Raw genomic sequence first — 6,011 nt, forward strand, 5'->3', positions numbered from 1 at the left:
CCGCGGTCGGCACGCCCTCGGCCAGCGGCAGTCCGGAAAGCGCCTTGCCTTGCCCGAGCGCCAGCCCATAGGCGAAATTGCGCGATTGCGTCGACGAGCAAGTGAGCAGCAGGTCGCCAAGGCCGGAAAGCCCCATCAGGGTTTCGGGCCTGGCGCCAAAGGCGGCACCGATGCGGCGCAGCTCGACGAAGCCGCGCGTGACCATGGCGGCCTGGGCGCTGGCGCCGAGCCTGGCACCGGTGACAGCGCCGGCGGCGATGGCGAAGACGTTCTTCAAGGCGCCGCCGATTTCGACGCCGATCAGGTCGTCGCTCGAATAGCAGCGCAGGTTTTCAGCCGAGAAACGGGCGGCAAGGTCGGCCGCTAGCGCCTCGTCGCCGGCAGCCACAACCACCGCCGTCGGCAGACCGCGGGCGACGTCGCTGGCGAAGCTTGGCCCCGACAGGGCGGCGACCGGGTTTCGCGGCAGGATTTCCGCAGCGATTGCCGACAGCAAGGCGCCGGTGTCGCGCTCGATGCCCTTGGCGCAAAGCACGAGTGGAATGCCAGCCGGCATATGATTCTTCGCGGCCGCCAGCGTCGCCCGCAACGCTTGCGCAGGCGTCACCGCCAGCACGCAATCGGCCCCGGCAAGCGCTGCCTCGACGTCGCTCGTCGCGTCTATGCCGGGCGCGATGGCAATGCCCGGGAGATAGCGCGGGTTCTCGCCACGACCGATCGAGGCCACGGTTTCAGGGGCACGCGCGAACAGCCGTACCGAGTGGCCGGCGCGCAGCATGGCCAGCGCCAGCGCCGTGCCCCAAGCGCCGCCGCCGATCACGGCGACACGCCAGCCGCTTTTGCCGTGGCCCTCGCTCTTCTTGGCTTGATCGGTCATGCCTTGGCTCCGCGCCGGCCGGAGCCGACCATTGGCGTCGAGACGCTATCCAGCGGCCAGCGCGAGCGTGGCACGAAATCGAAGCCGTTCTCCTGCGCCATGCCTTCGCGCAGCCGCTCAATGCCGGCCCAGGCGATCATCGCGGCATTGTCGGTGCACAATTTCAGCGGCGGCGCGACGAAGGTGAAACCATTCTCGGTACATAGCCGCTCCAGCGTCGCCTTGATGGCGCGGTTGGCGGCGACGCCGCCGGCGACGACCAGCGCCGGGTTTTTGGTGCCAGGGAATGTCTTGCGAAAGCGTGCCAGAGCGCGAGAAACGCGGTCGGCCAGCGCATCGGCGACCGCCGCCTGGAACGAGGCGCAGATGTCGGCGACATCCTGGTCGCTCAAGGGCTCGATCGCGGTTGCCGCCTGGCGCACGGCGGTCTTCAAACCGGAAAAGGAGAAATCGGGCTGTGCCGAGCCTTTCATCGGCCGCGGAAAGGCAAAGCGCGAGGCATTGCCCGACAGCGCCGCCTTTTCGACATTGGGACCGCCGGGATAGGGCAGGCCGAGCATTTTGGCGGTCTTGTCGAAGGCTTCGCCGAGCGCGTCGTCGATGGTGGTGGCCCAGCGCTGGTAGTCGCCGACGCTGCGCACGGCGAGGATCTGCGTGTGGCCGCCGGAGACCAGCAGCAAGAGATAGGGGAATTCCAGGCCGTCGGTCAGCCGCGCCGTCAAGGCGTGGCCTTCGAGGTGATTGACGGCGATCAGCGGCTTGCCGGCCGCCGCCGCGATAGCCTTGGCCGTCATCAGGCCGACGATCAGTCCGCCGACGAGGCCCGGCCCGGCCGTCGCGGCGATCGCGTCGATATCGGCAAGCGCCACGCCCGAATCGGCGAGTGCCGCCTCGACGATGCCGTCCAGCGCCTCGACATGCGCGCGCGCGGCGATCTCCGGCACGACACCGCCGAAGGCGGCATGCTCCTCGATCTGGGAGAGCACGATATTGGACAGGATTTTCGGCGCGGCATCGCCCTCCAGCGCCACGACGCTGGCGGCGGTCTCGTCGCAACTCGTCTCAATGCCCAGAACGCGGATCAATTCGTCGCTATCCCAAGAGATTGTTTATGTGGCTATTCCCCATTAGGAAAAGGCCGGCAAGACCTCGATTTCGCTCGGGGGTTATCACGGACCGCGCGCCATGCAAACTTTGAAAATCGGAACACGGAAAATCGGAACACGCGGCAGCCCGCTGGCGCTCGCCCAGGCGCATGAGACGCGTGTGCGGCTAATGAAAGCGCATGGCCTTCCCGAGCAGGCGTTTGAAGTGGTGCCCATCTCGACCAGCGGCGACCGTATTCAGGACCGGCCACTGTCGGAGGCCGGCGGCAAGGGCCTGTTCACCAAGGAAATCGAGGAAGCGCTGCTCGATGGTCGTATAGACATCGCCGTGCATTCGTCGAAGGACATGCCGACGATGCTTCCTGACGGACTGGAGCTCTCCACTTTCCTGCCGCGCGAAGACGCGCGCGACGCTTTCATAGGCAAGGCGGTCAAGCGGATCGTCGATCTGCCACACGGCGCCAAGGTCGGATCGTCGTCGCTCCGTCGCCAGGCGCTGATCCGCCGGATGCGGCCGGATTTCGAGGTGGTGATGTTCCGCGGCAATGTGCAGACGAGGCTGCGCAAGCTGGATGAAGGCATCGCCGAGGGCACCATCCTCGCCTATGCCGGGCTGAAGCGGCTTGGGCTCGAAGGCGTGATCACCGACCTGATGTCGCTGGAGGACTTTCCGCCGGCGCCGGGACAAGGCGCGATCGGCATCGAAACACGCGTCGGCGACCGTGATATCGAGAACATGCTTGCGGCGATCCATCACGCGCCGACCGGCCAGGCCTTGGCCTGCGAGCGCGCGTTTCTCGCCGCGCTCGACGGCTCGTGCCGCACACCGATCGCCGGCCATGCGACGGTATCAGGCGGGAAACTGTCCTTTGCCGGGCTGATCATCTCGCCCGACGGCACGGAGTGGCATGACGTCCGGCTGGAAGGCGAGGCCGCGGACGCAGCGGAAATTGGGGCTGATGCCGCACGGACAGTTCGGGCCAGGGCCGGCGAAAAGTTCTTCGACGGTTGGCTCTGAAAATGCTCCGCGTCCTGGTCACCAGACCGGAACCGGGTGCGTCGCGCACGGCGCGAAAGCTGGAGGAGATGGGTTTTGAGCCTCTTCTGCTGCCGTTGACGGAGACGATCGCACTGTCGGTCGATGTCAAGGCGGTTCCGGACGATGTGGCAGCCGTGGCCGTCACCAGCGCCAATGCCGTGCGCCATACCCCTGGAGATCTGGTGGCGGTGCTGTCCAACCTGCCTTGCCATGCTGTCGGCAAGAGGACAGCGGAGGCGGCGCGCGACGCAGGCTTTCTCTCGGTCAGCGAGGGGCCTGGCGATGCCGAGGCGCTGGCCGCTGGCATGGGAATCGCGTTTTCCGGTAAAGCGATCGGCTATCTCTGCGGGCGCGTGCGGTTTCCCGCCTTCGAACAGAAGCTGAAAGCTGCTCACGTCCAGGTCCATGCCGTCGAGACTTATAACACGATTGCGGTGAGCTATTCGGACGAAGCGATTCTTCCGCTGATAGCAGGCCAATCCGTCGATGCGGTGCTGCTCTATTCGGCCAAGGCCGCTGCCGCGATGCAGGTCCTGGCCAGCCGGCCTGCCCTGCAAAAGGTCTTTGAAAAGACGCGGGTTTTTGTCCTTTCCGCGCGCATCGCCGCCGCCTTCGGCGACAGTGCCGGCAAAGCAGTCCGCATCGCCGCACGATCCGACGAGGAGGCGCTGCTGGCACTTTTGCGGGCACGGCCCTGACCCGCGTCATCACACCGCCCCTTTTCACCGCTTGGTGATGTGCTAGACCCTTTCTGAACCATCACGCGCCGCCGGGCGTTGAGACGAAGCGAATTTTGCGGAGCCCATGCATGGTCAAGACGCCGAAGATGCGACACTCGAAAGGCCGCCGCGAGCCGGTGACCATCGACCTCGATCCGGGCGCCGTCTCACGCATCAACGACGGGGATGCCGCCAAGGATATCGCCCAGACGGACGAGGCGAAGGCAGAGGAAGCAGCGAACGCCTCGCGGCCAGAGCCCCCGGAAGAGCCGGTGCATGCCGATCAGGCGGATCTCGAACCCTGGGAGCATGGCGATGCCGCCGGGCAGTCTGGCACGGATTCGCCACCGCATGCCGAGGCCAAGACCGCCGAGCCGGAAATGCCTTATCCCGGTTCGGATACTCCCGCCAACCGCGCCAAGGCTTCCGACTATAATTTTGAGGATGCAACCGCCAAAACCGCCGAGACCAAGGGGGCTTCCGGAAAAGCCGACGCAAGGAGCGAACCGATGACAGTGCAGCCGAAGCGGGGCGGCCTCAACGGCATCGCCGCCGGCATCATCGGTGGTGTCATCGCGCTGGTCGGTGCCGGCGGCCTGCAATTTGCCGGCCTGCTCGGCGCGCCGGGATCCGCTCCCGGCGCCTCGCTCGCTGGTGTCAATGGCGAGATCGCCTCGCTGAAGAGCGAAATCGCGGACATGAGGGAAGCCGGCAACAACAATGGTGTGTCGGCCAGGGTGGATGGCCTGTCGTCGGGGCTCGACCAGGTCAAGAGCGATGTCGCGGCATTGAAATCGGCGGTCGAACAGGGCGGCGCCGGCGACAATGCCGGGCTCGCAGCACTTGGCGACAAGGTCAAGCAGATCGAAACCACGGTGGCGGCCCTCGGCAAGGCCGGCAGCACGGCACCGGTCGATCTTGGTCCGCTCAACGAAAAAATGGCGGGTCTCGATGCGCTGGTGAAGTCGACGGGCGAAGCGGCGAAGGCGCAGGAAGGCCGGCTGGCCGCGCTCGAACAGTCGGTGTCGCAGCTTTCCGGCAAGGTCGATGCACAGGCATCGCAGCCGAAGGTCGCGCTCGCCATCGCGGCTTCGGCGCTGAAGGCCGCGCTCGATCGTGGCGCGCCGTTTTCGGCCGAACTCGATACGCTGGCCGCGATTTCGCCTGATGCGCCGCAGCTCGCGACATTGCGCCCCTATGCCGAAAAAGGCGTGCCGACCCGCACCGAGATCGCCTCGCAGATGGATGCGGCCGCCAATGCCATGGTGGCAGCGGCCACGCCGGTCGACCAGAATGCCGGCTTCCTGCAGAACCTGATGTCGAGCGCCGAATCGCTGGTCAAGGTCCGGCCGATCGGCGCCGTCGAAGGCGCCGGCGCACCGGAAACCGTGGCGCGCATGGAGGTTGCGGTCACTCAGGGCGACTATGCCAAGGCACTCAGCGAATATGACACGTTGCCGCAAGCCGTGAAGGCCGCGGGCGCCGACTTTGCCGGCAAACTGAAAGCCCGCATCGAGGTCGAAACCCAGGTCGACGCACTGATCTCCGGCGCGATGAAGGCATGAGGGCAACACGATGATCCGCCTGCTCGCCTTCCTCATCGTCGTCTTCGCGCTCGGGCTGGGCTTTGCCTGGCTGGCCGACAGGCCCGGCGACATGGTCGTCACCTTCAACGGCTACCAATACCAGGTGAGCCTGATGGTGGCGGCGGTGGCCGTCGTTGCCGTCGTTGCGGCGGTGATGATCGTCTGGTGGCTCATCAAGTCGCTGTGGAACAGTCCCTACACCATCTCGCGCTATTTCCGCGTGCGCCGCCGTGACCGTGGCTATCAGGCGCTGTCGACCGGCATGATCGCCGCCGGTGCCGGCGACGGGGCGCTGGCCCGCAAGAAGACCAAGGAAGCGGCCAAGCTGATCCGCTCCGACCAGGAGCCCCTGATCCATCTGCTCGAGGCGCAGGCATCGCTGCTCGAAGGCGATCATGAAGGCGCGCGCCAAAAGTTCGAGAGCATGCTCGACGACCCCGAAATGCGGCTGCTTGGGCTGCGCGGGCTTTACCTGGAGGCTGAGCGGCTGGGCGACCGCAACGCAGCCCGGCACTATGCCGGCCGTGCCGCCGCCGTGGCGCCGCAACTGGCCTGGGCAGCCGAATCGACGTTGGAGGAGCTGACCGCGCGCGGCGACTGGGACGGGGCGCTGAAACTGGTCGATGCGCAGAAGTCGACGCGGCAAATCGAACGCGACGCCGCCAACCGCCGCCGCGCCGTGCT

Annotated in this window: 6 protein-coding genes; 4 read left to right on the forward strand and 2 right to left on the reverse strand. The window is 66.4% G+C overall.

The window, feature by feature from the left end; all coding sequences use genetic code 11:
* A partial coding sequence (locus O7A61_RS30470) for an NAD(P)H-dependent glycerol-3-phosphate dehydrogenase (protein WP_337132906.1) occupies positions 1 to 877 on the reverse strand: 877 nt, incomplete at its 3' end.
* Positions 874 to 1,959 (reverse strand): tRNA (adenosine(37)-N6)-threonylcarbamoyltransferase complex transferase subunit TsaD, encoded by a 1,086-nt coding sequence (tsaD, locus tag O7A61_RS30475; RefSeq protein ID WP_337132911.1) that lies wholly within the window; start codon positions 1,957 to 1,959, stop codon positions 874 to 876. The genes tsaD and O7A61_RS30470, both read right to left, overlap by 4 nt.
* A 103-nt stretch (positions 1,960 to 2,062) precedes the next feature.
* Here tsaD and hemC point away from each other — a divergent pair, with 103 nt between their 5' ends.
* The 4 genes from hemC to O7A61_RS30495 form a co-directional block, all read left to right on the forward strand.
* The gene (hemC, locus tag O7A61_RS30480) at positions 2,063 to 3,001 is read left to right on the forward strand and encodes a hydroxymethylbilane synthase (RefSeq protein ID WP_337132907.1); all 939 of its coding nucleotides are present in this window, start codon (positions 2,063 to 2,065) and stop codon (positions 2,999 to 3,001) included.
* A gap of 2 nt (positions 3,002 to 3,003) precedes the next feature.
* Positions 3,004 to 3,720: a uroporphyrinogen-III synthase gene (locus O7A61_RS30485; protein WP_337132908.1), complete on the forward strand. Its 717-nt coding sequence runs from the start codon at positions 3,004 to 3,006 to the stop codon at positions 3,718 to 3,720.
* A gap of 110 nt (positions 3,721 to 3,830) precedes the next feature.
* The gene (locus tag O7A61_RS30490; RefSeq protein WP_337132909.1) at positions 3,831 to 5,306 is read left to right on the forward strand and encodes a COG4223 family protein; all 1,476 of its coding nucleotides are present in this window, start codon (positions 3,831 to 3,833) and stop codon (positions 5,304 to 5,306) included.
* A 10-nt stretch (positions 5,307 to 5,316) separates the two neighbouring features.
* The coding region (locus O7A61_RS30495) for a heme biosynthesis HemY N-terminal domain-containing protein (RefSeq protein WP_337132910.1) at positions 5,317 to 6,011 on the forward strand (695 nt) is incomplete at its 3' end.

The organism is Mesorhizobium sp. Cs1321R2N1, assembly GCF_037179725.1.
Taxonomy (GTDB): Bacteria; Pseudomonadota; Alphaproteobacteria; order Rhizobiales; family Rhizobiaceae; genus Mesorhizobium; species Mesorhizobium salmacidum.

Coding starts and splice junctions, on each gene's coding strand:
- O7A61_RS30485 (WP_337132908.1), top strand. CDS start 3,004: ATGCTCCGCGTCCTGGTCACCAGACCGGAACCGGGTGCGTCGCGCACG.
- hemC (WP_337132907.1), top strand. CDS start 2,063: ATGCAAACTTTGAAAATCGGAACACGGAAAATCGGAACACGCGGCAGC.
- O7A61_RS30490 (WP_337132909.1), top strand. CDS start 3,831: ATGGTCAAGACGCCGAAGATGCGACACTCGAAAGGCCGCCGCGAGCCG.